This window comes from Saccharothrix longispora, from assembly GCF_031455225.1.
GTDB lineage: Bacteria > Actinomycetota > Actinomycetes > Mycobacteriales > Pseudonocardiaceae > Actinosynnema > Actinosynnema longispora.
The window spans coordinates 4,986,196-5,010,960 of sequence record NZ_JAVDSG010000001.1; the positions used below are offsets into that span (position 1 = coordinate 4,986,196).

The 24,765-nt window shown below is 73.8% G+C and carries 26 protein-coding genes and 1 pseudogene; 15 read left to right on the forward strand and 12 right to left on the reverse strand.

Annotation, left to right across the window (positions count from 1 at the left end; all coding sequences use genetic code 11):
- Positions 1 to 63 precede the first annotated feature (63 nt).
- The 3 genes from J2S66_RS20375 to uvrA all read right to left on the reverse strand — a co-directional run bounded on the left by J2S66_RS20375 (position 64) and on the right by uvrA (position 4,498).
- Positions 64 to 939 carry a hypothetical protein gene (locus J2S66_RS20375; RefSeq protein ID WP_310308772.1) on the reverse strand — a complete coding sequence of 292 codons (876 nt, stop codon included), beginning with the start codon at positions 937 to 939 and terminating at the stop codon, positions 64 to 66.
- Between the two features lie 186 nt (positions 940 to 1,125).
- Positions 1,126 to 1,581, reverse strand: coding sequence for an SRPBCC family protein (locus J2S66_RS20380; RefSeq protein WP_310308774.1), 456 nt, complete (start codon positions 1,579 to 1,581; stop codon positions 1,126 to 1,128).
- 43 nt (positions 1,582 to 1,624) lie between these two features.
- The gene (uvrA, locus tag J2S66_RS20385) at positions 1,625 to 4,498 is read right to left on the reverse strand and encodes an excinuclease ABC subunit UvrA (protein ID WP_310308775.1); all 2,874 of its coding nucleotides are present in this window, start codon (positions 4,496 to 4,498) and stop codon (positions 1,625 to 1,627) included.
- A 231-nt stretch (positions 4,499 to 4,729) separates the two neighbouring features.
- Between uvrA and J2S66_RS20390 the strand changes: the two are divergent.
- A pseudogene (locus J2S66_RS20390) lies at positions 4,730 to 5,410 on the forward strand (maleylpyruvate isomerase family mycothiol-dependent enzyme); the annotation flags it as partial.
- Here J2S66_RS20390 and J2S66_RS20395 read toward each other — a convergent pair.
- On the reverse strand, positions 5,380 to 6,582 hold the full coding sequence (locus J2S66_RS20395; RefSeq protein ID WP_310308776.1) for an acyltransferase family protein: 1,203 nt from the start codon (positions 6,580 to 6,582) through the stop codon (positions 5,380 to 5,382). The pseudogene J2S66_RS20390 and the gene J2S66_RS20395 sit on opposite strands and share 31 nt — an antisense overlap.
- Before the next feature lie 115 nt (positions 6,583 to 6,697).
- On the opposite strand from J2S66_RS20395, the gene J2S66_RS20400 reads away from it, so the two are divergent.
- Together J2S66_RS20400 and J2S66_RS20405 are read left to right on the forward strand one after the other, a co-directional pair.
- Positions 6,698 to 7,375 carry an MBL fold metallo-hydrolase gene (locus J2S66_RS20400; RefSeq protein ID WP_310308777.1) on the forward strand — a complete coding sequence of 226 codons (678 nt, stop codon included), beginning with the start codon at positions 6,698 to 6,700 and terminating at the stop codon, positions 7,373 to 7,375.
- A gap of 356 nt (positions 7,376 to 7,731) precedes the next feature.
- The gene (locus J2S66_RS20405; RefSeq protein ID WP_310308779.1) at positions 7,732 to 9,000 is read left to right on the forward strand and encodes an ATP-binding protein; all 1,269 of its coding nucleotides are present in this window, start codon (positions 7,732 to 7,734) and stop codon (positions 8,998 to 9,000) included.
- A gap of 142 nt (positions 9,001 to 9,142) precedes the next feature.
- On the opposite strand, the gene J2S66_RS20410 is transcribed toward J2S66_RS20405, so the two are convergent.
- Positions 9,143 to 9,748, reverse strand: coding sequence for a DUF7711 family protein (locus tag J2S66_RS20410; RefSeq protein WP_310308780.1), 606 nt, complete (start codon positions 9,746 to 9,748; stop codon positions 9,143 to 9,145).
- A gap of 78 nt (positions 9,749 to 9,826) precedes the next feature.
- Positions 9,827 to 10,720 (reverse strand): LysR family transcriptional regulator, encoded by an 894-nt coding sequence (locus J2S66_RS20415; RefSeq protein ID WP_310308781.1) that lies wholly within the window; start codon positions 10,718 to 10,720, stop codon positions 9,827 to 9,829.
- A 71-nt stretch (positions 10,721 to 10,791) separates the two neighbouring features.
- On the opposite strand from J2S66_RS20415, the gene J2S66_RS20420 reads away from it, so the two are divergent.
- The gene (locus J2S66_RS20420; protein ID WP_310308782.1) at positions 10,792 to 11,667 is read left to right on the forward strand and encodes a dihydrodipicolinate synthase family protein; all 876 of its coding nucleotides are present in this window, start codon (positions 10,792 to 10,794) and stop codon (positions 11,665 to 11,667) included.
- 16 nt (positions 11,668 to 11,683) lie between these two features.
- Here the strand turns inward: J2S66_RS20420 and J2S66_RS20425 are convergent, their stop codons facing one another.
- Positions 11,684 to 12,460, reverse strand: a complete 777-nt coding sequence (locus tag J2S66_RS20425) for a class I SAM-dependent methyltransferase (RefSeq protein WP_310308783.1) — start codon at positions 12,458 to 12,460, stop codon at positions 11,684 to 11,686.
- A gap of 92 nt (positions 12,461 to 12,552) precedes the next feature.
- On the opposite strand from J2S66_RS20425, the gene rnhA reads away from it, so the two are divergent.
- The gene (rnhA, locus tag J2S66_RS20430) at positions 12,553 to 13,038 is read left to right on the forward strand and encodes a ribonuclease HI (protein ID WP_310308784.1); all 486 of its coding nucleotides are present in this window, start codon (positions 12,553 to 12,555) and stop codon (positions 13,036 to 13,038) included.
- On the opposite strand, the gene J2S66_RS20435 is transcribed toward rnhA, so the two are convergent.
- The 3 genes from J2S66_RS20435 to J2S66_RS20445 form a co-directional block, all read right to left on the reverse strand.
- Complete coding sequence (locus J2S66_RS20435; protein ID WP_310308786.1) at positions 12,994 to 13,542, reverse strand: hypothetical protein; 549 nt, start codon at positions 13,540 to 13,542, stop codon at positions 12,994 to 12,996. The two genes, rnhA and J2S66_RS20435, sit on opposite strands and share 45 nt — an antisense overlap.
- A 16-nt stretch (positions 13,543 to 13,558) precedes the next feature.
- The gene (locus J2S66_RS20440) at positions 13,559 to 13,921 is read right to left on the reverse strand and encodes a hypothetical protein (RefSeq protein ID WP_310308787.1); all 363 of its coding nucleotides are present in this window, start codon (positions 13,919 to 13,921) and stop codon (positions 13,559 to 13,561) included.
- Between the two features lie 145 nt (positions 13,922 to 14,066).
- On the reverse strand, positions 14,067 to 15,200 hold the full coding sequence (locus J2S66_RS20445; RefSeq protein ID WP_310308788.1) for an aminotransferase-like domain-containing protein: 1,134 nt from the start codon (positions 15,198 to 15,200) through the stop codon (positions 14,067 to 14,069).
- 151 nt (positions 15,201 to 15,351) lie between these two features.
- Between J2S66_RS20445 and J2S66_RS20450 the strand changes: the two genes are divergently transcribed.
- Both J2S66_RS20450 and J2S66_RS20455 read left to right on the forward strand, forming a co-directional pair.
- Positions 15,352 to 16,284: a sigma-70 family RNA polymerase sigma factor gene (locus tag J2S66_RS20450; protein ID WP_310308789.1), complete on the forward strand. Its 933-nt coding sequence runs from the start codon at positions 15,352 to 15,354 to the stop codon at positions 16,282 to 16,284.
- Between the two features lie 21 nt (positions 16,285 to 16,305).
- On the forward strand, positions 16,306 to 17,043 hold the full coding sequence (locus tag J2S66_RS20455; protein WP_310308790.1) for an alpha/beta fold hydrolase: 738 nt from the start codon (positions 16,306 to 16,308) through the stop codon (positions 17,041 to 17,043).
- Between the two features lie 54 nt (positions 17,044 to 17,097).
- On the opposite strand, the gene J2S66_RS20460 is transcribed toward J2S66_RS20455, so the two are convergent.
- The gene (locus J2S66_RS20460) at positions 17,098 to 17,931 is read right to left on the reverse strand and encodes an ADP-ribosylglycohydrolase family protein (RefSeq protein ID WP_310308791.1); all 834 of its coding nucleotides are present in this window, start codon (positions 17,929 to 17,931) and stop codon (positions 17,098 to 17,100) included.
- Between the two features lie 119 nt (positions 17,932 to 18,050).
- Here J2S66_RS20460 and J2S66_RS20465 point away from each other — a divergent pair, with 119 nt between their 5' ends.
- The 6 genes from J2S66_RS20465 (at position 18,051) to J2S66_RS20490 (ending at position 21,504) form a co-directional block, all read left to right on the forward strand.
- Positions 18,051 to 18,761 (forward strand): S1 family peptidase, encoded by a 711-nt coding sequence (locus J2S66_RS20465; RefSeq protein ID WP_310308792.1) that lies wholly within the window; start codon positions 18,051 to 18,053, stop codon positions 18,759 to 18,761.
- A 145-nt stretch (positions 18,762 to 18,906) separates the two neighbouring features.
- Positions 18,907 to 19,356 carry a helix-turn-helix domain-containing protein gene (locus J2S66_RS20470; protein ID WP_310308794.1) on the forward strand — a complete coding sequence of 150 codons (450 nt, stop codon included), beginning with the start codon at positions 18,907 to 18,909 and terminating at the stop codon, positions 19,354 to 19,356.
- A gap of 10 nt (positions 19,357 to 19,366) precedes the next feature.
- On the forward strand, positions 19,367 to 19,807 hold the full coding sequence (locus tag J2S66_RS20475) for a VOC family protein (RefSeq protein ID WP_310308795.1): 441 nt from the start codon (positions 19,367 to 19,369) through the stop codon (positions 19,805 to 19,807).
- A 31-nt stretch (positions 19,808 to 19,838) separates the two neighbouring features.
- Complete coding sequence (locus J2S66_RS20480; RefSeq protein WP_310308797.1) at positions 19,839 to 20,285, forward strand: DUF309 domain-containing protein; 447 nt, start codon at positions 19,839 to 19,841, stop codon at positions 20,283 to 20,285.
- Between the two features lie 90 nt (positions 20,286 to 20,375).
- Positions 20,376 to 20,558 (forward strand): hypothetical protein, encoded by a 183-nt coding sequence (locus tag J2S66_RS20485; protein ID WP_310308798.1) that lies wholly within the window; start codon positions 20,376 to 20,378, stop codon positions 20,556 to 20,558.
- 193 nt (positions 20,559 to 20,751) lie between these two features.
- Positions 20,752 to 21,504 carry an EI24 domain-containing protein gene (locus J2S66_RS20490; protein WP_374726209.1) on the forward strand — a complete coding sequence of 251 codons (753 nt, stop codon included), beginning with the start codon at positions 20,752 to 20,754 and terminating at the stop codon, positions 21,502 to 21,504.
- On the opposite strand, the gene J2S66_RS20495 is transcribed toward J2S66_RS20490, so the two are convergent.
- A complete protein-coding gene (locus J2S66_RS20495; RefSeq protein ID WP_310308800.1) occupies positions 21,497 to 23,554 on the reverse strand; it encodes a beta-propeller domain-containing protein in 2,058 nt (685 codons plus the stop codon). The genes J2S66_RS20490 and J2S66_RS20495 overlap by 8 nt on opposite strands.
- A 158-nt stretch (positions 23,555 to 23,712) precedes the next feature.
- Between J2S66_RS20495 and J2S66_RS20500 the strand changes: the two genes are divergently transcribed.
- On the forward strand, positions 23,713 to 24,087 hold the full coding sequence (locus J2S66_RS20500; protein WP_310308801.1) for an FKBP-type peptidyl-prolyl cis-trans isomerase: 375 nt from the start codon (positions 23,713 to 23,715) through the stop codon (positions 24,085 to 24,087).
- A 131-nt stretch (positions 24,088 to 24,218) separates the two neighbouring features.
- Positions 24,219 to 24,764, forward strand: coding sequence for a YbaB/EbfC family nucleoid-associated protein (locus J2S66_RS20505; protein WP_310308803.1), 546 nt, complete (start codon positions 24,219 to 24,221; stop codon positions 24,762 to 24,764).
- Position 24,765 lies beyond the last annotated feature (1 nt).

A 24,765-nucleotide genomic window follows, 5' to 3' on the forward strand; every position in this document is an offset into this window, starting at 1 on the left:
CAGCCCGGTGGTGTGACGCGCGGCCGGTGCCCCCACCCCTCGAAGGGGCACCGGCCGCGCGGGTCAGCCGGCCTTCGAGCCGTCCGGCGCCGCGGCGAACCACACGCCGCCCGCGCCGTGCCCCTCGGCGTCGCCGCACAGCCCGTCCCCGGAGAACAGGTACAGCGGCCACCCGGCCGCGGTGACCTGGAGCGTGCCGTCCGCGCGGGTCACCGTGCCCACCAGCGACCTGTCGACGCCCTGCACCTCGAAGTTCGCCGTGTCGACCAGAAGGGGCGGCCACGTGGCGGCGCAGTCGCCGTCGCAGGTCGACTTCGAGGGGTCGGCGGAGTCCTCGTCGAAGCGGTACAGCGTCATGCCCTCGCGGTCGGTCAGCACGGTGCCGAGCGCGCCGGCGGACGCGGTGGTCAGCGCGAGACCGGAGGCCGGGGCGAGCGCCTTCCTGCCGTCCGGTGCGGCGACGAACCACGTCCCGTCCCGACCCTGCCCACCCGCCTGGCCGGGCGCGGTGTCCTCGGCGAAGCGGTAGACGGGCCAGCCTGCGACGGTGATCTGCCGGGTGCCGTCCGCGCGGTCGACGGTGCCGACGAGCGCCCGGTCGACGCCCTGCACCCCGACGTCCCCGGAGGTGGCCAGGGCGGGCGGCCAGGTCTCGGCGCAGCCTCCGGCGCACGTGGCGGTCGGCGGCTTGGCCGAGTCCCCGTCGAACCGGTACAGCGTCAGGCCCTCACCGTCGGTGAGGACGGTGCCCAGCTCCGGCACGACGGCGGTGGTCAGCTCCACCGCACCGGCGAACCGCCCGGTGGCCGGCTCGTCGCCCGCCGCGCCCGCCTGGAGCGGCGTGCCGGCGGTGGGGGTCGCGACCTGGCCGCACGCGCCGAGCAGGGCGGTGCCGAGCAAGGCCGCGGCCCCGAGTGCGACCGCACGAGCGAGGATCATGGCGGACCTCCCCTGGGTGATCGTCCGCGTCCCTTCGCGGCAACCGGTGCCACCGACACGGACGCCACCCCGAGGTGGTTCACAACGATCTTCAGCGTTCCCCGTGCTCCCGGAACACCGCCCGCTTGAGCGGCGGCACCGCCCGGAACACCCGCAGCGCGGTCCGGAACGCCCCGCGGACCCGACCTAGCCGGTCCGCTCACCCGCCAGCCGGGCGCGCAGGCCGCGCAGGCCGCTGCGCATCATCAGCGCGTGGTTGGCGACGAGCAGCGGGCGGGCCACCGGCGCGAGCAGCCGCAGCAGGCGTCTGCGCACCACGACCTCCTGCTCGTACACCAGGCGCGTCCCGGCGCCCTCGGGCGCGACGCGCCAGGTGGCCGTGCCGTCCATGTCACCGGACAGCACGGCCCGCAGCACGCCCGCCGCCGGGTCGTCCACGTCCCGGCGCAGCACCACGACCAGCTCGTACGGCAGGACCGAGCGCAGGCGCAGCTCGGCGGTGTCGCCGTCCAGCCGCCGTCCGCCGCGTACCTCCCGCCACCAGCGCGAGTAGCCGGCGAGGTCGGCCAGCACCCCGTGGACCAGCGCGGGCGGCTCGTCGAGCGACCAGGTGCTCCGGAAGCGGTAGTGGTTCAGCCCCATGCCGTCCCACTACCCCCGGGACGATCTCCCGAACCGGCCGGGCTCAGCCCGCCACCGCCTCCTGCGGCAGCACCGTGCGCAGGAACTCGCCCGTGTAGCTCTCGGCCACCGCGGCGACCTGCTCCGGCGTGCCCTCGGCGACCACCGTGCCGCCGCCCGAACCACCCTCGGGCCCCATGTCGACCAGCCAGTCGGAGGTCTTGATGACGTCCAGGTTGTGCTCGATCACGATCACCGAGTTGCCCTTGTCGACCAGCCCGTTGATCACGCCCAGCAGCTTGCGGATGTCCTCGAAGTGCAGGCCCGTGGTCGGCTCGTCGAGGATGTAGACCGTCTTGCCGGTCGACCGCTTCTGCAGCTCCGAGGCCAGCTTCACGCGCTGCGCCTCACCGCCCGACAGGGTCGGGGCGGGCTGGCCCAGCCGCACGTACCCGAGGCCGACCTCGACCAGCGTGCGCAGGTGCCGGTGGATCGCGTTGATCGGCTCGAAGAACGTCGCGGCCTCCTCGATCGGCATGTCGAGGACCTCGGAGATCGTCCTGCCCTTGTAGTGCACTTCCAGCGTCTCGCGGTTGTAGCGGGCGCCCTTGCACACCTCGCACGGGACGTAGACGTCCGGCAGGAAGTTCATCTCGATCTTGATCGTGCCGTCGCCCGCGCACGCCTCGCAGCGCCCGCCCTTGACGTTGAACGAGAACCGGCCCGGCTGGTAGCCGCGCACCTTCGCCTCGGTCGTGGCCGCGAACAGCTTGCGGATGTGGTCGAACACGCCCGTGTACGTGGCCGGGTTGGACCGGGGCGTGCGGCCGATCGGCGACTGGTCGACCTGCACCAGCTTGTCGACGTGCTCCAGGCCCTTGATGCGGGTGTGCCTGCCGGGCACCTGGCGGGCGCCGTTGAGCTTGTTCGCCAGCACCGTGGCCAGGATGTCGTTGACCAGCGTGGACTTGCCCGAGCCGGACACGCCCGTCACCGACACGAGGCACCCGAGCGGGAACGACACGTCGATGCCGCGCAGGTTGTGCTCGCGCGCGCCGACCACGGTCAGCTGCCGCTTCCGGTCGACCGGGCGGCGCACGGCGGGCATCGGGATCTCCCGGCGGCCCGCCAGGTACGCGCCGGTGATCGAGTCCTTGTTCTTCAGCAGCGCCTTGTACGGGCCGCTGTGCACGACCTGGCCGCCGTGCTCGCCCGCGCCGGGGCCGATGTCGACGACCCAGTCGGACGTGCGGATGGTGTCCTCGTCGTGCTCGACGACGATCAGCGTGTTGCCCAGGTCGCGCAGCCGGGTCAGCGTCTCGATCAGCCGGTGGTTGTCGCGCTGGTGCAGGCCGATCGACGGCTCGTCCAGCACGTACAGCACGCCGACCAGGCCGGAGCCGATCTGCGTGGCCAGCCGGATGCGCTGCGCCTCACCACCGGACAGGGTGCCCGAGGCGCGGTCCAGCGACAGGTAGTTCAGGCCGACGTCGAGCAGGAACCGCAGCCGGGCCTGGATCTCCTTGAGCACCGCGCCCGCGATCATCGCCTCGCGCTTGCCCAGTCGCAGCCCGTCGAGGAAGTCGGAGCACTCGGCCACCGACATGTTGCAGACCTCGGCGATCGACCTGTCGCCCTTGGTCGCGTGGTGCAGCGTGACGGCCAGGATCTCCGGCTTGAGGCGCGTGCCCCGGCACACCGGGCACGGCACCTCCCGCATGTAGCCCTCGTACTTCTCCTTCATGTACTCGGACTCGGTCTGCTCCTGGCGCCGCTCCAGGAACGGGATCACGCCCTCGAAGTTGGCGTAGTAGGAGCGCTCGCGGCCGTAGCGGTTGCGGTAGCGGACGTTGACCTGCTCGTCGACGCCGTGCAGCACCGCCTTCTGCACCTTCGCGGGCAGCTGCCGCCACGGCGTGTCCATCCGGAAGCCGATCGCCAGCGACAGCGACTCCAGCAGGCGGGTGAAGTACTCGGCGGTCTGGCCCGAGGCCCACGGCGCGATGGCGCCCTCGCCGAGCGACAGCTCGTCGTCCGGCACGACCAGCTCCGGGTCGACCTCCTTGCGCACGCCGATGCCGGTGCACGTGGGGCACGCGCCGTAGGGCGAGTTGAACGAGAACGACCGGGGCTCCAGGTCCTCGATCGCCAGCGGGTGGCCGTTGGGGCAGGCCAGGTTCTCGGAGAAGCCGCGCACCCGGCCCGGGTCGCCCTCCGGCACGTCGACGAACTCCAGCTCGACCAGGCCGTCGGCCAGCCGCAGCGCGGTCTCCACCGAGTCGGTGAGCCGCTGCTTGGAGCTCGCCTTCACGCTCAGCCGGTCGATGACGACCGCGATGTGGTGCTTCTCCTGCTTCTTGAGCTTCGGCACCTCGCCCAGGGCGTGCACGACGCCGTCGACCTTGGCGCGGGAGTAGCCCTGCGACTGGAGCGTGGAGAACAGGTCGACGTACTCGCCCTTGCGGCCGCGGATGACCGGGGCCAGCACCTGGAACTTCGTGCCCTGCTCCATGGCGAGCACCTGGTCGACGATCTGCTGCGGCGTCTGCTTGCTGATCGCCTCGCCGCACTGCGGGCAGTGCGCCTTGCCGGCGCGCGCGTAGAGCAGGCGCAGGTAGTCGTAGACCTCGGTGATGGTGCCCACGGTCGAGCGCGGGTTGCGGCTGGTCGACTTCTGGTCGATCGACACCGCGGGCGAGAGGCCCTCGATGAAGTCCACGTCCGGCTTGTCCATCTGACCGAGGAACTGCCGCGCGTAGGCGGAGAGCGACTCGACGTACCGTCTCTGCCCCTCGGCGAAGATGGTGTCGAAGGCGAGGCTGGACTTGCCCGAGCCGGACAGCCCGGTGAACACGATGAGGCTGTCCCTCGGCAGGTCGAGGTCCACCCCCCGCAGGTTGTGCTCGCGTGCCCCGCGAACGACGAGCCGGTCGGCCACAGCTGTTCCCTTCGAAGTTGACCTTCCCCCGAACAGACGTTCGAAAAGCCTATCGGACCACTGGGTCGGGGTCTGTCGGGAGGGGCTCGGACCATGCTAGGCGGGGCCACCGACAAAACGTGGCGACAGCTCTCCCACGATCGTGCGCCAACGGCTCTACCGGGGGGCGGACGACGCCCCTACGCTGGACCGATAGGCCGTTCGGCCGCATGACGCCGGGATGAGGTGCCCATGAGCTTCGCTGATGCCGCCCAGGTCCGATCCGCCCAGACGAGCGTACCCGCGCCGCGCGAGCACTCCGCGCCCATCCACGACGCGAAGGCCGGCCTGGCCGCCGTGGAGCGGGCCACGGAGGCGCTGTACGAGGTGGTCGCGGAGCTGGACCAGCGCGCGCTGCGCGGCCCCAGCCTGCTGCCGGGCTGGACGCGGGCGCACGTCGTCACCCACCTCGCGCGCAACGCCGACGGCCTCGTCAACCTCATGACCTGGGCGAAGACCGGGGTCGAGCACCTGATGTACCCCAGTCGCGCCGACCGCGACGCCGACATCGACGAGGGCGCGGGCCGCCTGCCGCAGCTGCTGCGCGCCGACCTCGACGCGGCGTGCGACCGGTTCGCCACGGCCGGGCGTGAGCTGCCCGACAGCGCCTGGGAGAACCGGCTGGCGCACCCGGTGACGGGCGTGCCCATGAGCGCGAGCCGGGTGCCGTGGCTGCGGGTCCGCGAGGTGTGGGTGCACCTGGTGGACCTCGACCGCGGCACCGGGTTCGAGGACCTGCCCGAGGACGTGCTGGACCACCTGCTGGCCGACGCGGTGGGCCAGTACGCGAACCGGCCGGACGTGCCGCCGCTGCGCGTCGGGGCGGTGTTCCCGGACGGCCGTCAGCGCGGCTGGTCGCTGGGCGCGGCGGACGCGACGTCGCCCAGCGCGGACGGCGCGGCGGCGGACGTGCTCGGGTGGCTGACCGGCCGCCGGAGCGGGGGAAGGTTGAACGGGACGGTGCCGACGCTGCCCAGGTGGCTCTGAGCGCCCACGACCCGGGCGGCGAGCAACCGCGCGGCGAGCACCAGACCGGCCAGGACCGACCCGTTGGGGTTGGCCGTCAGCGCGCGGTGCGCCGGCCGTTCCACGAACCGCGTGAGCAGCCAGCCCAGGACGACGGCCGTCCCGGTGAACGCCACCAGCTCGGCCCACGGGCCGAACGCGGCGACCTTCGCCATGACCACGTAGCCGATCTCCTGGTGCACCAGGTAGACGCCGTAGGAGATGCCCGCCAACCACCTGATCGGGCGAGCCAGGACGCGCACCGGCGCCACATCCCAGTCCGCGCCGCCCGCCGCGGCGCACACGGCGATCAGCAGCACGCCGAGCCCGATGGTCGACGGCAGGTCGGCGCTGTGCACCGCCTGCGCCAGGAGGGCGGCCGTGAGCAGGGCGAACAGGTGCGTGTCGCCCAGCCGGCCCTTCGCCCAGAGCCAGATGCCGACGCCGATGGCGAACAGCTGGCCGCGGTGCACGCCGAAGCCGTCGTAGAAGGTGCGCACGACACCGGGTTCCTCGGTCCACACGCGCAGCACCAGGGGCCCCAGGACGAGCCCCCACACCAGCGCCTTGACCCCGTTGCCGCGGACCCGCGAGACCAGCAGCGCGCCCGCGACGAAGCCCGTGACCTGCACCGGCAGGGTCCAGTAGGAGAAATCGACCAGGCGGACCCCCGGCACCCAGTTCTGCAGCATCAGCGCGTTGAACAGCAGGTCACGCGGCTCCAGCTCGCTCCAGCCGGCCGGCGCGACGTGGCGCAGCACGAGGTAGGTGACCACGGCGGCCACCACGTAGGCGGGCAGCAGTCGGGCCAGGCGGCTGCGCAGGAAGCGGCCGGGGGCGCCCTTGGCGAGCGAGGCGCACGCGAAGAACGCGGAGATCACCACGAGCGCGCTGGCCCCGAACTCCAGGCTGAACGTGAAGACCGGGGCGCTCAACTCGGGGTGGACGGACGGCCCGGCGTGGGTCGCGTGCTGGAGGAGGACGCACAGCACGGCGGCGATGCGCAGGACGTCCCAGTTGATCCGGCGTTTGGTAGGCACGAGGCGGAGAAACCCTATTCGGAGGAATCGGCGGCGCGGCGGGGCTCGTCGACAACCCTAGGGCAGGTACCTGTGGGGACGCTGAAGGGTGCGCGGTCGGCTACCGTCGGCCACTGTGGACGTACTTGAGGACTACACGGGGCACGTGGCCCCGGACGGCCCCGCCGCGCGGCGCACCCTGGACGCGCTGACCATCACGAAGGTCTCCGTGGGCCCGATGGACAACAACGCCTACCTGCTCGTCTGCCGGGCCACCAACGAGGCGCTGCTCGTCGACGCCGCCGCGGACCCGGTGCGCCTGTCCGACCTGGTGGGGCACTCGCTCGGCCGGCCGAGGCTGAAGACGGTCGTGACGACGCACCAGCACGCGGACCACTGGGGAGCCCTGGGCGCGGTGGCGGGTGCCAACGGGTCGAACACGGTGGCGCACCCGGCGGACGCGGGGGTGCTCCCCATCCCGCCGGACTTCCTGGTGGAGCACGGCGACACCGTGCGGGTGGGCGAGGTCGCCCTGGAGGTGATCCACCTGCGCGGCCACACGCCGGGGTCGATCGCCCTGCTGTACCGCGACCCGAACGGCCACCCGCACCTGTTCACCGGCGACTCGCTGTTCCCGGGTGGAGTAGGCCGCACCACCTCGCCGGAGGATTTCGCCTCACTGATCGGTGATGTGACGTCGCGGGTGTTCGACGTGCTGCCGGATGACACGTGGTTCTACCCGGGGCACGGGGACGATTCCACTCTTGGTCGTGAACGACCTCACCTGGACGAGTGGCGCTCACGCGGCTGGTGAGCCGGCTCTCGTGCGGGTGACGCGACCTCCGGGCAGCGCCACCCGCACATCCGAGGAGCGGTGCGCCCGCCTCAGCCCTCGCATTCCCCGGCGAGGGTCGAGCGGCATCGGACGGGGCGACGTTGGTGAGGGGTTCACGCGGTCGCCGCTCGACCCGACGCGTCCCGCCCGCCACCGGCGGAGGGCCGCTCATCCTCGCTCGCCCACTGGGCAGGCGCATCGAGCAAGATCAGCGCTTTGTCGGTTGTGACTGCTGTCGAATGTCGGTTCAGTCGTCCGTCAAATGTCGGTTCAGAGGCCTGTGAGGTGTACAGTCAGCCCGCCTGGGGCAGGGCATATTCCCTGATGAGGAGCAGATGGACGACACCAGTCTGACTCGCGCCTGCAGTGTCGTGGCCGAAGAGTACCTCTCGACCTTCAGGGTCGTCATCCTCAACGGTCCACGCCAAGCGGGGAAGACCACGCTGCTCAGGCAGATGCAACACGAGCACGGCGGAACGTTGCTCAACCTCGACGACGAGCAGCTGCTGCAGGCGGCGGTCGGCGATCCGTTGGCCTTCGCGACCAGCGGTGGGGAACCGCGGTTCATCGACGAGGTCCAACGAGCCGGTGACCCGCTCGTGCGAGCGATCAAGGCCGAGGTCGACGCCACTCCCTCGCCGGGTCGTTACGTCCTCGCCGGGTCCACCCGCTTCCTCGCCACACCGAGCCTGTCCGAGTCGCTCGCCGGGCGTGGCGCGGTCGTGGACGTGTGGCCGTTCTCGCAAGGCGAGTTCGAAGGCAGGTTCGAGAACTTCATCGACATCGCGTTCGACGACCCGGACTCGCTGAAGTCGCTCCCGCCGTCCGCCGTGGACCGGGCGGGCTACTTCACACGCCTGTGCCGAGGTGGTTTCCCCGAACCGGCGCTCATGCAGACCGCCCGGGCACGACGCGCCTGGTTCCGCAGCTACGTGCGGGCGATCGCGGAACGCGACATCCGCGAGATGTCCCGGATCAACGAGCCGAGCGCCATCACGTCACTGCTCGCGTACCTCGCTTCGATCACCGCTCAGGAGCACAACAGCGCCAACACGTCGAACAAGACCGGCTTGCACCGCACCACGGTGAACCGCTACGTCGAACTCCTCGAAGCCGTCTTCCTGGTGCACCGACTGCCGGCCTGGTCCAGGAACCTGACGGCACGTGTCGTCAAGCATCCCAAACTGCACCTCACGGACACCGGCCTGGCCGCGTCGCTGCTGGGCATCTCCCCCGAGTCCCTGGCGAAGCCGGTCGCACCGGCTCGCGGCCCCCTGGTGGAGACGTTCATCGTCAACGAGTTGGCGAAGCACGCGACGTGGAGCGAGACAGCGGTCCGCTTGCACCACTGGCGGGTCAGCGGAGGGGCGGAAGTGGACGTCGTCCTGGAGCGCGACGACGGCCAGGTGGTCGGCATCGAGGCCAAGGCGAAGGACACCGTGACCGCGGAGGACTTCCGGGGACTGGCCACGTTGCGGGACCTGCTGGGCGATCAGTTCTCGCTGGGCGTCGTCTTCCACACCGGCCGCCAAGGAGGCATCGGGTTCGGCGACCGACTGGTGTCGCTGCCCATCGCCGCGCTGTGGGAGACCGCGCGCCGGTGACGGCACCGTGTCCGCCGTTGAAAGCGGGACGGACGGACTCGAAGCGCTGCTCCTGCCGCGCCGGTTCCCGTCCGACGCGTGACGGTGCTCCCGGCAGGAGGACCCGGCGCTTCCGCCGACACGATCCGCCGGCCGAGCGAGGTCAGCCGCTGGCGGTGCGTTCGAGGGCGTCCAGGACGTCGAGGTAGCCGACCCCGGCCCGCCACAGGTCGTCGGCGACCGGGTCGAGCTTGCCGGGGCGCCAGCGCTTCTCCTCGTAGGCGTGGGTCCGGCCGCGCAGGGCGCGGAGGCTCACGTCCAGCTCGTCGCGGAGCCGTTCGCGCAGTTCGTCCGCACTCGGCGCGGGTGGTCGGAGTTGGTCACCGCGTCCCGCCTCCAACGCCGCCAGGGTCTCCTCGGCCACCCCGCCCGCCGAGTCCCACACCAGGACGGGTCGTTCGACGCGGTGGTTCCAGACCGGGCCGCGCGCCGACCGCCACAGCGGCGTGATCGGGTTCCTCGTCATGCGGGTCGCGTTGCCCCAGTGCTCCGCACCGGCCGGCTCGCTCCGCCAGGGCACCTCGTCCACCGGCAGGTCGACCGCGAGCGCCACGGTGACCCGGTCGACGTCGCGCGCCTCGCCGAGCACGTCGCCGACCGCCCACAACCCCACGACCCGCACCTGGTAGATCGCCCCCGCCGGACCGTCCAGCTCCGCGCACTTCTCCGCCAGGTCCCACAGGTGCCGCACCGCACGCGTCCACTTCACCGCGCCATCCTCACGCACGAGCCGCGCGGATCGGTCGGCCACCCGGCCGGCGTCGGCCGGAGCGGCCCGAGCAGGAGGTCAGCGTCGCAGGAACGCGTCCACCGAGTCGCGCAGCGCCGTCACGCACGCGGCGGTGACCGGGTGGGTCGCCGCTCCCCCGCGGTAGGCGACGCGGGTCCTCCGGCGGGTCGGCAGGGGGATCAGGCGGACGCCGGGGGGCGGGCGTTCGGCGGCGAGCTGGGGCACCAGGGAGACGCCCTGGTCGGCCGCCACCAGCGCCAGGACGGTGGTGAACTCGTCCGCGTGGTGGCGTGCTCGCGGGGCGAAGCCGGCGGCCCGGCAGACCAGGGTGGTGGCGGTGTGGCAGAGGGTGCCGGGGCCGGCCATGATCCAGTCGGCGTCGCGGACGGCGCGCAGCGGGTCGCCGGTGATCGGCGCGGTGGCGGGCACGGCGAGGTACACGGTCTCGTCCAGCAGCGGCACGGCGTCGAGGGACGGGTCGGGCACGACGGGGACCACGTCGTAGTCGTTGAGCAGGCCCACGTCGAGGCGGCGTTCGCGCAGGGCGGCGGGCACGTCCACCGGGTCCAGCTCGGTCACCATCAGCTCCAGGCCGGGGTGCTGCTCGCCCAGCGCGACCAGGGCGGTGGGCAGGAGCGTGCGCACGGCGGTGGGGAACGCGCCGATGCGCAGCGGTCCGGACAGGCCGGTGGACACCGCGGCCAGGGCGGCCGTGGTGCGTTCGAGGGCGGCCAGGACGGACTCGGCGTGCTCGGCCAGGACGCGGCCGGCGGTGGTGAGGGCGACGCCGCGGCCCGTGCGCTCCAGCAGCGGCACGCCGGCCTCGCGCTCCAGCGCGGACAGCTGCTGGGAGACGGCGGACGGCGTGTAGGCGTTGGCGCGGGCGACGGCGGCGATCGTGCCGAGGCGGGTCAGGTCGCAGAGCAGGCCCAGGCGGCGCACGTCGAGCATAAGGTCAGCTTACGGTTATCGTCAGGGATGCGAACTGGACCTTACGCATCGCGTGCCCGACGCTGGACCTCATGACGCTCTCCGGTGTGCACGTCCCGCTCATCACGCCCTTCGACGCGGACGGCCGCGTGGCGCTCGACGCCCTGCGACGGCTGGCCGACGACGTGCTGGACGAGGGCGCGGCCGGGTTGGTGGCGCTCGGCACGACCGGCGAGCCGGGGTCGCTGACGGAGGCCGAGCGGCGGGCCGTGGTGGACCTCGTGGCGGGCGTGTGCCGCGAGCGGGGCGTGCCGCTGACCGTCGGCGCGAGCACGGCCGAGGCGCTGGTCGCGCTGGACCCGTCGCAGGTGACCGCCGCGCTGGCGACCGTGCCGCCGTTCGTGCGGCCGGGCGAGGCGGGGGTGGTGGCGCACTTCGCGCACCTGGCGGCGCTCAGCCCGGTGCCGCTGATCGTCTACAACATCCCGTACCGGACGGGGCAGCACCTGTCGGTGGGCGCGCTGCGCGACCTGGCCGCCGTGCCGGGTGTGGCCGGTGTCAAGCACGCCGTGGGCGGGATCGACGCCGACACCGTGGCCCTGCTCGCCGACCCGCCCGCGGACTTCGCCGTCCTGGGCGGCGACGACCTCGTGATCTCGCCGCTGCTGGCCATGGGCGCGCACGGCGGCATCCTGGCGTCGGCGAACGTCGTCACGGCCGGGTTCGCGGACCTGGTCGACGCCTGGCACGCCGACCCGGCGAGGGCGCGCGCCCTCGCGAACGCCCTCGCCCCGCTGTCGGACGCCCTGTTCGCCGCACCCAACCCGACCGTCGTCAAGGGCGTCCTGCACGCCCTGGGCCGCATCCCGACCCCCGCCGTCCGCCTGCCCCTGCTGCCCGCCGCCCCGGAGACCGTGCGGGCCGCACTGGCCGCGCTCGACCGCCTCCCCGCCCCCGTCGCCGGGTGAGCCGGCGGGGCGGGTGTCAGCCGCGCCGCCCCGCCAGCACGGCGACGCGCACGTCCTCGGCGAACGGCGCGTGCGGCGCCACGGCGTTCTCCAGGGCTGCGGTGAAGGCGGCCCGGTCGGCCGGCAGGCGGTCCACCGGGAGCGCGGACAGGACGCCGCCCGCGATCGCATCCGCCGTCAGGGGCGCGGTGTACTCGACGGTGGTCGCGGTGACGTCGTAGCCGGCGGCCGACAGGGTGGCGGCGTACTGCCGCTGGGACTCCTCGTCCGTGCCGCACGCGCGGTCGCCGCCCAGGCCGAGGTGGTCGCGCAGGAACGCCCCGAGTGCCCGCGACCACCCGCTGCCCTGCTGCCACAGCGGGGTGCCGTTGGTGACCACGGCGACGCCGCCGCCCGGCCTCACCAGGGTCCTCAGCTCGGCGAACAGGCGTTCGCGGTCCATCCAGTGCAGCGCTTGGCCGATGGTCACCGCGCCGACCGAACCGGTGCCGAGGACGGCGCGCAGCGCGGGCACGTCGGCGTCCGAGCCGACCACCCACGTCGCGTTCGGCAGGTCGCCGGCGGCGGTCCGGGCTTCGGCGAGCATGTCCGGTTCGGGGTCCACTCCGACCACGCCGCGCACCCGTCCGGCCAGCGGCACGGCGAGCTGGCCCGTGCCGCAGCCCAGGTCGACCACGACGTCGTCGCGCGTGAGGGTGAACGCGGCCACGAGCGCGTCGAGCACCGGCGGCGGGTAGCCGCGGCGGTAGCGGCGGTAGAGGGCCGCCACCTCTCCTCTGAAACCCAGGTCCATGCCCCACACCGTGCACCCCCGGCGGCGGGCGGCGGCGGCGGGTCCGCCGTCGGCTGATCGGCCGTCGGCGAACGCCCCGGTATGTTCTGCGCGTGGAGCAGGTGGTGGAGATCTACACCGACGGCGCGTGCAGCGGGAACCCGGGACCGGGCGGGTGGGGCGCGGTGCTGCGGTACGGGGAGCACGAGCGCGACCTGTTCGGCGGGGAGTCCTCGGCCACCACCAACAACCGCATGGAGCTGATGGCGCCGATCCGGGCGCTGGAGACGCTGAAGCGGCCGTCCACCGTGCGGATCTACACGGACAGCACCTACGTCCGCAACGGCGTCCTGTCGTGGATGGCGACGTGGAAGTCCAACGGCTGGCTCACCTCCGCCCGCCAACCCGTGAAGAACGTCGACCTGTGGCAGCGGCTCGACGCCGCGCTCGTGCCGCACGACGTCGAGTGGCACTGGGTGAAGGGCCACTCCGGGCACCCGGAGAACGAGCGCGCGGACCGGTTGGCGGTCCGCGGCGTGCAGGCGGCCCGGGAGTCAGACCTGCGGGCAGACCTCGTACATGATGCGGAACAGGCGTGACGACTCGGGCGAATCGACGGGCGGCAGGTCGAAGTACGCCTTGGCGGCGTCCACGCACCGGGTGAGCACGTCGTGCCGGGTGGTCAGGGTCGCGTGGCGGGAGCGGTTGTCCTCCAGTACCCGGTCGGCTTCCTCCTGCTCGGCCCGGAGCCCGGAGAGGGCGCGTTCCTCCTCCAGCCGCGCCGCGGTGAGGCGGTCCCGCTCGTCGCCCGCGTCGGCGTGCAGCACGGTGAAGACGGCGGCGACGACCGCGAACACGACGGCCAGCGCGGTGAGCACGACGACCGGCGCCCTGCCGGGGCGAGGGGCGGCCGTGAACGGCGGCACGTCCGCGAACGACGAACCGAGCGGCGGGGTGAGCGGCGGAATCCCCGTCGGCTGCTGACCGGCGGGGTGGACGTCAGCGGTGTGGACGTCGGCGGTGTGGACGTCGGCGGTGTGGACGTCGACGGGTTCGGTCTGCCGGCTGGGCTCGGTCTGCTGGGTGGGTTCGGACGTCGTCATGTGCGGTTCCCCTCGCTCAGCAGTTGTCCGAGGCGCGGCCCACGGCGGGGCCCAGCGCCGCGTCGTCGTCGTCCCGCGCGGCGATGATGGTGTCCTTGGCCGGGTCGGCGCACTTGTGCAGCTCGGCGTTCTCGGCCTCCAGGCGGGCGATCCCGTCGGCCACCTCGTCGATCGACGCCGTCGTGCCCGACAGCCTGCCCTCCGCCTCGGACCGGGCCGTCGACACCTGGTCCAGGCGTTGCGACTCCAGGTCGCGGTCGTCGCGCACGCCGGCGAACAACGTGATCGCCAGCACCGACGCGCCGATCAGGAGCACCACGAGCGCACCGAGCACGACGACCACCCGGCGCGGTCCGGACTTCGGGAGTGGTTCTGTCATGGGGCGAAGCTAGGTCGCGGCCGCCGGGCGGGACCGTCGCGCGCGGGCCGCGACGCCGTCCGACCTGCCGTTCCCGGTTCCCCGGACCGGGCCGGACCGGGGAACCGGGGACAGCGGGCGAACCGGCCTGCCCGCGCGAACCGGTCTACCGCAGCACGGTCGCCAGCCGGCGCATCCCCTCGGCGATCCCGTCCGGCGCGTTCGTGGTGAACGACAGCCGCATCGTCGACCGGTCCGGTGTGGTGGCGTAGAACGCCGCGCCGGGCACGAACGCCACGTCCCGCTCCAGCGCCTTGCCCACCAGCTCGCCGGTGTCGACGTCGCCGGGCAGGGTCAGCCACACGAACATGCCACCGTCGGGGTCCGTCCACCGCGTGCCCTCCGGCGTGGTGGACGGCAGCGCCGCGACCATCGCGTCCCGCCGCTCCCGGTAGGCGGCGCACAGGCCGCGCACGTGCTCGTCCAGGTCCGTGGCGCCGAGGTAGACCGCGGCGGCGGCCTGGTCGAGGGCCGAGGTGTGCAGGTCGGCGGCCTGCTTCACGATCACCAGGGTGCGCAGGAGCGCCTCGGGCGCGCGCAGCCAGCCCAGCCGCAGACCGGGCGCGCCGATCTTGGAGAAGCTGCCCAGGTGCAGGACGCGGTCGCTGAAGGAGGCCAGCGGGGGCACCGGCTCGCCGCGGAACCGCAGCTCGCCGTACGGGTCGTCCTCGACCACCCACAGGCCGTGCCGGTCGGCGACGGCGGCGATCGCGGCGCGGCGCCCGGCGTCGAGCGTGCGGCCGGTGGGGTTGGCGAACGTCGGCACGAGGTAGAGCAGCTCGGGCCGTTCCCGCTCGACGACCTCGGCCAGCGCGGCCGGGTCCACGCCGTGCTCGTCGCCGGCGACCGGCACGACGCGGGCGCCCGCGAGCTGGAAGCACTGGAGCGCGGCGAGGTAGGTGGGTTCCTCGACGGCGACGACCGAGCCCGGCTCCAGCAGCGCGGTGACCACGAGCGCGAGCGCCTGCTGCGAGCCGGTGGTGACGAGCAGGTCGGCGGCGGTCGTGGGCAGGCCGCGGCGGGTCATCCGGGCGGCGACGAGGGCACGCAGGTCCACGTCTCCCTCGGTGGGCGCGTACTGGAGGGTGCGTCGGGACAGGGCCTGGTCGAACGCGGCGCGCAGGCCGTCGACGTCGAACAGGTCGGGCGCGGGCAGGCCGCCCGCGAACGAGATCACCTCGGGGCGGTTGGCGAGCGCGAGCAGGTCGCGGACCGGGGAACTGGTGAACGTGCGCGCCACGGGGACTCCTCGGGTGGCTTCGGTGGTCGGACACAGCGGTCGGACGCGGTGTCGAGCACAGCGGTCGAGCGGGGTGTCCGCGCGGTCGTGCCACGCGGGGTGGGCTGCACCGAGGGGTCGAGGGGCGCCGCCGCGAGTTTACCGTGTGCCGGTGGACCTGGACCTGGAGAAGCACCGCGTGGAGTTGACCGGGTACTGCTACCGCATGCTCGGCGGCCCGTTCGAGGCCGAGGACGCCGTGCAGGAGGCGTTCGTGCGGGCGTGGCGCGGCGGGTTCGACCCGGCGCGCGGCCCGCTGCGGCGGTGGCTGTACGCGATCGCCACGAACGTGTGCCTCGACATGCTGCGCGGGGCGCGGCGCCGGGCGCTGGCCACTGATCTCACCGGCCCCGCCGCGCCGGGTTCACCGCTGGGCGAGGCGCTGCCGCCGGAGGCGTGGGTGCAGCCGGTGCCCGACGCGCGGGTGCTGCCCGCCGACGTGCTCGTCGAGCGGCGGGAGTCGGTGCGGCTCGCGTTCGTCGCGGCGCTCCAGCACCTGCCGCCGAGGCAGCGGGCCGTGCTGATCCTGCGCGACGTGCTGGTCTGGCGGGCGCACGAGGTGGCCGACCTGCTCGGCACCAGCGTCACGTCGGTCAACAGCGTGCTCCAGCGGGCCCGCGCCACCCTGGCCGCGCGGAAGCCGGAGCCGCTCAAGCCGGTCGACGAGGGCCTCCTGGAGCGCTACACGGCCGCGTTCGAGCGGTACGACGTCGACGCGCTCGTGGCGGTGCTGCACGAGGACGCGACGATGACCATGCCGCCGTTCGCGTGGTGGCTGCGCGGGCGTGCGGCCGTCGCCGCGGTCCTCGCGGTCCCCGGCACGGGCTGCGAGGCCGCGCGGGTGGTCGCGACCCGGGCGAACGGCGTGCCCGCGTTCGGCCAGTACCGGCCGGACGAGGAGGGCGTGCTCCGGGCGTTCGCGCTGGTCGTGGTCGAGTTCTCGGGTTCGCGCGCGGTCTCCTGCGCCACGTACCTCGGCGATGCGCTCTTCGGGTTGTTCGGGCTGCCGATGACTTTCGGCGGTCCGCTCCGTACCGATGGGTGAGACCCCACGGGAGGACGACCGGTGTACGAGGACGTGAACGGCGTGCGCACCTGGTTCGAGGTGCGCGGCGAGGGCGAGCCGCTGGTGCTGCTGCACGGCGGGTTCGGCGACTCGCGGGACTTCGAGCCGAACCTGGTGCGGCTCGCCGACCGGTTCCGGGTGTTCCTGGTGGACCGGCGCGGCCACGGCCGCACCCCGGACGTGCCCGGCGACGTGGACGCGGACCTGCTCGCCGGTGACCTGGTCGGGTTCCTGGAACGGGTCGTGGGCGGCCCGGCGCACCTGGTGGGCTACAGCGCGGGCGGGGTGGTGGCGCTGGGCGCGGCGGCGCGGCGACCGGACCTGGTGCGCCGGCTGGTGGTGCTGAACTCCGGCTTCTCCGCCGACGGGTGGCTGTTCCTGCCGGAGCCGGACGGGCGGTTCCCGCCGGAGGTCGTCGACCGGTACGCCGAGGTGTCGCCGGACGGCCGGGACCACTTCCCGGTGGTGGTGGACAAGTTCGCCCGCGCCGCGCGGGCGCCGGAGGTGGTGGACCTGGCGGCGATCACCTGCCCCGCCCTGGTGCTGGGCAGCGACGACGACATCGTGCACCTGGAGCACACCGTCGCGCTGTACCGGGGGATCGCCGACGCCCAGCTGGCGATCGTGCCGGGCAGCTCGCACCTGATGCTGTTCGAGCGGCCCGACCTGTGCGTGGAGCTGGTGGCCGGGTTCCTCACCTCCACGCCGACGCCGCTGATGCCGGTGCGCCGGGCTTGACGGCGTCCGCGCCGTGACCCGGTGTGGCGCACCGGGTTCCGGGCCGCTCGCGCGCTACGGGAGCAGGGCGTCCACAGCGGACAGGTGGGTGCGGCCGAACGGCCCGTCCTCCAGACCGTCCACGAGGGACGCCGGCAGGTCGGCCGCGATCTCGTCCGACCCGGACGCGGCGGCCAGCGCGATGGCCGCGACCGTGTCCACGTCCCCGGTGAACGCGACGCAGGCGCGCAGGACGGCGCTCAGCGACCCGCCGGTCGCGAGCGCCGTCAGCGCGGCCCGCGCGCTCATCACGCCCTTCGCGCCCACCGCGCCACGCCACGGCGTCGCCCACACCGGGGAGCCCAGCCGGTCGGCGACCCACGCGCCGACGTCGGCGACCGGCCCCAGCCCGCGGTGGCAGTAGTGCACGGCGAGCGCGGCGGCCCGCGCCGAGGCGAGCCCGTCCGGGGTGTCGTGCGTGACGCGGGCCTGCACGTCGCTGTGGTGCAGCACGTCGGCCACGTCGGGCAGCAGGCCGACCGGGGCGACCCGCATCGCCGCGCCGCTCTTGTCGCTGTCCGGTCGGATGCGGGCGAGGAACTCCTCCCCCGTGCGCACCGATCCCAGGAACCCCTGGAAACCGCGCGCGTACCCCTCGCGCGGGTCGCGGTGGAACGCCGTCGTGAACGCCGACGCGATCGACACCGCCGTCCACGGCGCACCGGACACCAGCAGTTCGGCCAGCGCCAGCGCCATCTGCGTGTCGTCGGTGTAGCGGCCCGGCGCCAACCCGGGGTGCACGGGGTTGCGCACGTATGCGGCGAGGGTGTTGTGCCTGCTCACGTGGTCCGCGTCGGCGTACTCGAAGCCCGCCCCGTAGGCGTCCCCGATGGCCAGTTCGACAAGCACGGGGCCCACGTTATAACCGATTCGATATAGCCCTTTTCACCCGGTCGGGTGGTACGAATCCCATGACCCGAGACATCCCTGCGCGCGAGGAATCGCGTGTCTCGACGAAACGAGGAACCGTGCGAATCACCAGGTTGGTCCCCGCCATCGCGGCCGCGCTGCTCTCCCTGCTCACCGCCGTGCCGTCCGGCGCGGCGGCGCCCGCCCCGGACGGCGGTGTCACGCCGTACATCATCGGCGGCGGCTACGCGAGCAACGCCCCCTGGGCGGCCCGGCTGTTCTCCAACGGCCGGCAGACGTGCAGCGCGACGATCATCGCGCCCACGTGGATCCTCACCGCGAAGCACTGCGTGAGCGGTGGCGGGCTGTCGTTCCGGATCGGCAGCCTCGACCAGACCTCCGGGGGCACCGTCGCCAACGGCGTGCAGACCGTGAACCACTCGTCCGACCTGTCCCTGGTGCGCCTGGACCGCTCGGTGAGCGCCGGCTACGCGCGGCTCGGCCAGCCGGGTTCGGTCACCGTCGGCCAGTCCGTGCAGGTGTACGGCTGGGGCGCGACGTCCCGGTGCGGTTCGGAGATCAACTGCCAGTCGCAGTACCTGAAGGTCGCGAACGTGACCGTCACCGGCGGCTGCACCGACGCCTACGGCGGCAGCGCGATCTGCGCCCGGCGTGGCGACGGCATCACCGCCGGCGGCGACTCGGGCGGCCCGATGATGGCCAGCGGCGTGCAGGTCGGCGTCGCCTCCACCAGCGACCGGCAGACCACCACCGCCTACACGAACGTGACGCGGTACCGCTCGTGGATCCAGTCGGTGGCGGGCGTCTGACCTTCCGGCGGACGTGCCCGCCCGCGACGCCGGGGACGCCCCGGTCACGCGGGCGGGCACCCCGCGCCGGAACCGCGCGGACCCGTCCTGTCCGGACCCGTCCTGTTCGGACCCGGCCGGCACCACCGCGTGGGACGCTGTGCGGGTGCGACCGGACGAACTCGCCCACCTCAGGCGTGCCCGCGACCTCATGGACCGCGCGTACGCCGAGCCGCTCGACGTGCCGGCGATGGCGCGCGCCGCGCTCATGTCGCCCTCGCACTTCGCGCGGCGGTTCAAGCTGGCCTACGGCGAGACGCCGTACAACCACCTGATGACGCGGCGCGTCGAGCGGGCCAAGGCGCTGCTGCGGCGCGGCGACCTGAGCGTGACCGAGGTGTGCGTGGCGGTCGGCTGCACCTCGCTCGGCTCGTTCAGCTCCCGGTTCACCGAGCTGGTCGGCGAGACGCCCAGCGCCTACCGCGCCCGGTCGCACGAGGCGGTCGCCGCCGTGCCCGCCTGCTGGGCCAAGACCGCGACCCGGCCCGACCGCAACCGGTCCGCGCCCCGCGATCGAGCGGATTTCGAGAAGCCCGCGACGGTCCCGCCGTCCTAGGTTCGTCGGCATGGACATCACCGTTTCGCACACCTTCCTCCAGGTCCACGACCAGCAGGTGGCGCTGGAGTTCTACCGCGACGTGCTCGGCCTGGAGGTCCGCGCCGACGCCCCGATCGAGCAGTACCGCTGGCTCAGCCTCGGGTCCGAGGACCAGCCGGGGCTGGAGATCGTGCTGGAGGACCCGTCGATGGGCAGGCCCGACGACGACGCCCGGGCGCTGCGCGCGCTGCTGGCCAAGGGTTCGCTCAGCTCCCTGATCTTCCGGGTCGACGACTGCGACGCCACGTTCGAGAAGCTGCGGGCGGCGGGCGCCGAGGTCATGCAGGAGCCCGTGGACCAGGCGTACGGGGTGCGCGACTGCGCGTTCCGCGACCCGTCGGGCAACCAGCTCCGGTTCTCCGGGCCGATCAGGGCCGGCGCGGTCGGGGCGACCGCGGCCGAGCGCTGACGTCCGCGCGGGTTCGTGACACGATCGCGGCATGAGCACGAGCCCCCGTGACCGCGACGAGCAGGGCCGGGCCCGCAACGCGCGACCGCGCGACGGGCTCGGCCGACCGCTGCCCCACGGGCTGCCGGGTGTGGAGCGCCAGCCCGAGGGCGTGCCGCGCACCCCGGCGGAGGCGCTGGCCGAGGCGCAGCGGCTGCTCGACGACGGCCGTCCGTTCCACGCGCACGAGGTGCTGGAGGACGCGTGGAAGGCCGCGCCCGAGCACGAGCGCGAGCTGTGGCGCGGGCTGGCGCAGCTCGCGGTCGGCCTCACGCACTCCGCGCGCGGCAACGCCCCGGGCGCGCGGTCGCTGCTCGATCGCGGCGCGGCCAACATCGCGCCGTACACCGACGAGCCGCCGCACGGGATCGACGTCGCCGGGCTGGTCGCCTGGGCCGGGCCCGGTGTCGGCGTGCCGCGGCTGACGCGGGACCGCTGACCCGCCCCGGCCCGAAGTTGGGCCGAATGCCCGCTTGGGCACGGGTGGCGCCGGGTAAGTCCCGGTCAACTACTACACCGGGAGGCTCCCGTGCTAGCGATCATCGCCGCGGTCATCTTCGGCCTCGCCCTCCTGCTGGACCTGGCGAACGCCTCGTTCGGCACCGTGCTGGACGGCGGCACGCTGCTGCTGGCGGGACTGCTGTGCCTGGCGCTGCACCTGGCGGGTGTGGGCGCGGGCGCGCGGAACCTGAGCTTCCGACGTCGCCGCTGACCCGACGGCCGCTCGTGGGAGGGCCCCGGACCGACCAGGTCCGGGGCCTTCCCCGTGCCCGGGGCCTTCCCGCCGGGTCAGGGGCGCGCCGGCGCACCCGGCTCGACCAGGGGCGGCCCCGTCGGCCCTGGCATTCCGGACAACGGGCACCGGCCGTTCCCCGCGCGCGGTTATGCTCCCCGCCGTGATCAGGGTGCTGCGGGACTTCTCGACCGGTGTTCGACTGCTCGGCCAGGGGTTCGGGCTGGTGTTCCGCTCGCCGAAGCTGCTGCTGATCGGCGCGGTGCCGGCGCTCCTCACCACCGTGCTGCTGATCGGCGGCCTGGTCGGGCTCGCCGTCTACGTCGACGACATCGCCGCGTGGATCACGCCATTCGCCGACGACTGGAGCGGGACGACCCGCTCGGTCGTCCGGTTCGCCGCCGGGTTCGGCGTCATCGGCGCGTTCCTCGCGGTCGGCCTGCTGCTGTTCACCGCGATCACACTGGTCGTCGGCGGCCCGTTCTACGAGCACATCGCCGAGACGATCGAGGACGAGCACCTCGGCGGCGTGCCCGAGGCCGAGCGGGCGAGCTGGCTCAGGTCCGCGGCGATCGGCGTGCGCGACGCCGTGCTGCTGGTCGGCATCGCGATCCTGTGCGCCATCCCGTTGTTCGCCGCCGGGTTCATCCCGGTGGTCGGCCAGACCGTGGTGCCGGTGATCGCGGTGTGCGTCAACGCCACCCTGCTCGGCATCGAGCTCACCGCGATCCCGTTCACCCGGCGCGGCCTGGACCTGACGGTGCGCAGGCAGGTGCTGCGCCGCAGGCGCGCGGTCACGCTCGGCTTCGCCGTGCCCGTCTACCTGCTGTGCCTCGTCCCGCTGGCGGCGCTGGTCGTGCTGCCCGCCGCGATGGCGGGCGGCACGGTCCTCGCGCACCGACTGCTGCACGACCAGATCAGGTGAACGGCACCCACGCCCGCTCGACCAGCCCGTCGATCCGGGTGACCCGCACACCGGTGGCGGACAGCGTCCACAGGTCGTCGCCGATCACCAGGGCGCGGCGGATGCCCGCGTCGTAGGACACGGCCTCGTGCCGGATCTCGCCGAGCGCGGAGAACGCCCGGTCGGCGAGCCGCAGCACGAGCACCCCGCCGACCAGCGGCGCGACCGGCTTCCCCGCCGTCCCGTCCGGCGGCACCCCGACCTCCGGCTCCACCGGCGCGGTCACCACCGGCAGCACCACCAGGTCCCGGTCCGGCCAGTGCAGGAAGGCGTGCGGGTCGTACTCGACCTCGGAGTTCGCGCCGGGCAGGTGGTGCGCGGCGACCCTGGTCGGCGCGGCCGGGTCCGACACGTCGAACAGCGACACCTGCGTGCCCGTGGTGCGGCCCCGCGTGGTGGCCTCCTGGCCGACGCCGATGAGCGTGCCGTCGCCGGCCGGGTGCAGGTAGGCCGAGTACCCGGTGATCTTCAGCTCGCCCACCGCGCGCGGCCTGGTCGGGTCGGACAGGTCCAGCGTGTAGAGCGGGTCCACCTGCCGGAACGTCACCACGTACCCGACCGGGCCGACGAACCTGACGCTGTGGATCCGCTCGCCGACGCCGAGGCCCTCGACCTTGCCGACCTCCTTCAGCTCCGCGCCCTCGCGCCTGAGCACGACCACCGCGCTCTGCGTCGCGGGAGCGGCGCGCCTCGTGACGACCGCCGCGTCGCCGTACGTCGTCGCCACCCGCAGGTGGCCGGCGTGCTCGGACAGCGCGTACTGGTTGAGCAGCGCGCCCGCGACCCGGCCGGACGCCACGTGCTCCGGCGGGCCGGGCCGGGACACGTCGAACTGGTGGATCGCGGTCGTCGGCGGCCCGGTGGGCGCGTTGCGGACCTGCGGGCGCAGGTGGTGGTCGTCGGCCACGTAGAGGGACGTGCCCGTGCCGTAGACGGTGTCACCGTCGGCCACGATCGTCACCGCGTCGCCGGTGCCCAGGTCGCCGGGGAAGTCGAAGGTGAGCACGGAGAGCATCGAGGCGCCCGAGCTGCCGACGGGCGCGCTGACCCGGTCGCACGCGACCAGCCGCCCCTGCGAGGTCCGGCCCCCCGCGTCGCCCAGCTCGTAGCGCGGCAGCCACGCGTCGATCGGCGCGGTGGCGGCGATCTCCCGGTTCCCGATCAGGGACTCGGCCTCGCCGCGGCCGTCCACCGGGTAGACCCACGGCAGTCGCGGTCCCGAGTGGACGACCACCCGCACCACGTCGCCGACCTGCCGCGCGTCGACGTACCGGCCGTCCACCCGCAGCGTGCCCAGCACCTCCGGCTCGCCCGACAGGTCGACCAGGGTGATCGAGGCGCCCCCGACCGGTGTGCTCCCGACCGGCGCGACGCCGTCCGAAGTCCCCTCCGCCGGGGGGTGCGTCCCACCGACGAGCAGCGCGCGGTCCCCGTGCAGCAGCAGTTGGGACGAGGGCGCGTCGGCCAGGTCCAGCGTGCCGGTGACCTTCGTCGAGGCGACGTCGAGGACGCGGAGCCTGCCGTCGACCACCGTGACGACCCGCTTGCCGTCGGTCTTGACCAGGTCCGGCTCGTCGACCCCCCGCTCGTGGGTGTTGGTGCCCGAGTGCTCCGGTGCCGAGGGGTCGGGTGCCGAGGGGTCGGGCGCCGACCGCTCCGGCGCGGACTGGCCGGGCGCGGACTTCTCGCCCGCGGACCGCTGCGGCGCGACCGGTGGCGTGCCGCCGGCCCGCGAGTCGAGCGCCACTCCCGTGTCACCCGCGGCGGGGACCGCGTGACCAGCGCCCTCCAGGCCGTACACGCCCACGTGCGGCGCGACCGCGGCGCGCAGCCCGTGCAGCGCGTTCTCGCACGAGTCGTACGCGACCAGGTCGACCGGCACCGCCTCGATCGGCGGCACGATCCGCCAGTCCACCTCCGGCGCGGGCACGGCCGAGGCCGCGCTCACCCCCACCACCAGCGCCGTGCCGCCCACGAGCGCCGCCCGCGTTCCCCAGGACCATCGCCTCATGCCCCCAGGACGGGACGAGGGCGCGAAGCGGTTGCGCGCCACCGCGGGAAGCCCGCCGACGGCGGCCGTGCTGGGCCGATCGGCCGCACGGGGGCGGGCGTGGTTGAGTAGTCGCCGACCGCCCCGACAGGGGCTGACAGCGAGCACAGGAGAGTGACATGGCCCCGAGCAAGCCCGTGGTGGAGCCCTACGAGGGCGACGCGCCCGCCGACCTGGTGATCGAGGACATCACCGTCGGCGACGGTCCCGAGGCGGCCCCCGGCCAGCTCGTGCACGTCCACTACGTCGGTGTGGCGCACTCGACCGGCGAGCAGTTCGACGCCTCCTGGGACCGCGGCGAGGCGTTCTCGTTCCCGCTGGGCGGCGGCCGCGTCATCGCCGGCTGGGACCGGGGCGTGGCCGGCATGAAGGTCGGCGGCCGGCGCAAGCTGGTCATCCCCGCCCACCTGGGCTACGGCAACCGCGGCGCGGGCGGCGTGATCAAGCCCGGCGAGACGCTGATCTTCGTGGTGGACCTGCTCGGCGTGAACTAGCCGAGGCGCCCGGCCCGGTCCCGCGGCTGCTCCGTCCGGAGCATTCGACCCCGTCGCGGAACCGGGCCGTTCCCGTGTGCGTCATCCTGACGGGGATCGCGAGAAGACCGTTCGTCGAGGGGGAAGTCGTCGTGCCCGAGGACGTCGGGGCGTCCGAGCGGATGCTCGGCCGGTGGCAGCAGGACATCGAGCGGAAGGCGGAGCGCTACCAGGAGATGGCGGCCCGCGTGCAGGGCCTGTCCATCTCGGAGACCTCGCGCGACGGCTCGGTCCGCCTCACCATCGGCTCCAACGGCATCCTGACCCACCTGGAGATCGCCGAGTCCGCGCGGGACAAGCGGATGGCGGAGGTGTCGGCCGAGGTCATGCGCACCCTGCAACGCGCCCAGTCCCGCATCCCGGAGCTGCTCCAGCAGGCGATGGCCGAGACCATCGGCACCGGGGACCGGACCGCCGACGCCCTGTTCGACGAGGCCAGGCGCACCTTCCCGGCCCCGCCGCACGAGGACGTCCCGCCGCCGCCCCCGGTCGACCGCGAGATGCGGTTCGGCATCGAGGACGACACGCCCCGGCAGCCGCCCGGCCCGCCCCGTCCCACCCAGCCGCCACCGCCCCGGCGGCACGCGCGCCCGGACGACGAGGACGACGACTTCGGCGGGCGGTCGTTCCTGTCGTGAC

Excerpts from the sequence above, each read along its gene's own strand:
- J2S66_RS20425 (WP_310308783.1), bottom strand. The coding sequence starts at position 12,460 with ATGGACCTGGGTTTCAGAGGAGAGGTGGCGGCCCTCTACCGCCGCTAC.
- J2S66_RS20495 (WP_310308800.1), bottom strand. The coding sequence starts at position 23,554 with ATGAGGCGATGGTCCTGGGGAACGCGGGCGGCGCTCGTGGGCGGCACG.
- J2S66_RS20435 (WP_310308786.1), bottom strand. The coding sequence starts at position 13,542 with ATGACGACGTCCGAACCCACCCAGCAGACCGAGCCCAGCCGGCAGACC.
- J2S66_RS20475 (WP_310308795.1), top strand. The coding sequence starts at position 19,367 with ATGGACATCACCGTTTCGCACACCTTCCTCCAGGTCCACGACCAGCAG.
- J2S66_RS20405 (WP_310308779.1), top strand. The coding sequence starts at position 7,732 with ATGGACGACACCAGTCTGACTCGCGCCTGCAGTGTCGTGGCCGAAGAG.
- J2S66_RS20440 (WP_310308787.1), bottom strand. The coding sequence starts at position 13,921 with ATGACAGAACCACTCCCGAAGTCCGGACCGCGCCGGGTGGTCGTCGTG.
- J2S66_RS20415 (WP_310308781.1), bottom strand. The coding sequence starts at position 10,720 with ATGCTCGACGTGCGCCGCCTGGGCCTGCTCTGCGACCTGACCCGCCTC.
- J2S66_RS20380 (WP_310308774.1), bottom strand. The coding sequence starts at position 1,581 with ATGGGGCTGAACCACTACCGCTTCCGGAGCACCTGGTCGCTCGACGAG.
- J2S66_RS20375 (WP_310308772.1), bottom strand. The coding sequence starts at position 939 with ATGATCCTCGCTCGTGCGGTCGCACTCGGGGCCGCGGCCTTGCTCGGC.
- J2S66_RS20420 (WP_310308782.1), top strand. The coding sequence starts at position 10,792 with ATGACGCTCTCCGGTGTGCACGTCCCGCTCATCACGCCCTTCGACGCG.
- J2S66_RS20480 (WP_310308797.1), top strand. The coding sequence starts at position 19,839 with ATGAGCACGAGCCCCCGTGACCGCGACGAGCAGGGCCGGGCCCGCAAC.
- J2S66_RS20500 (WP_310308801.1), top strand. The coding sequence starts at position 23,713 with ATGGCCCCGAGCAAGCCCGTGGTGGAGCCCTACGAGGGCGACGCGCCC.